Source organism: Chryseobacterium sp. SIMBA_028 (genome assembly GCF_046535285.1).
Lineage (GTDB): Bacteria > Bacteroidota > Bacteroidia > Flavobacteriales > Weeksellaceae > Chryseobacterium.
Window position 1 is genome coordinate 1 of sequence record NZ_JAWRWZ010000678.1, and the last position, 246, is coordinate 246.

At 38.6% G+C, this 246-nt stretch carries 1 pseudogene; it reads right to left on the reverse strand.

From position 1 onward, the window contains the following. A pseudogene (locus tag SCA31_RS24955) lies at window positions 1–246 on the reverse strand (hypothetical protein); the annotation flags it as partial.

The following is a 246-nucleotide window of genomic DNA, read 5'->3' on the forward strand; positions in this document are numbered from 1 at the left end:
GTGTCCAGTTTGTTCCTGTAGACATTTGCTTAAGATCAGCTACTGTTTTAGCAGTCAGTGTACTTGGATTAAAATCACACGGGCTAGAGGTAAGACCATCTAAACGTGGGAATTTATTCATATCAAGGTCAGTCGGTTTATTAACATACAATTGATATGTAACTGTAGAGGTTGGTGTAGACTGGAATTTACTGTAAATCCCTACAAACTTACCTTTCCCTGAAGGAAGAAGCTGATTGGCAAATG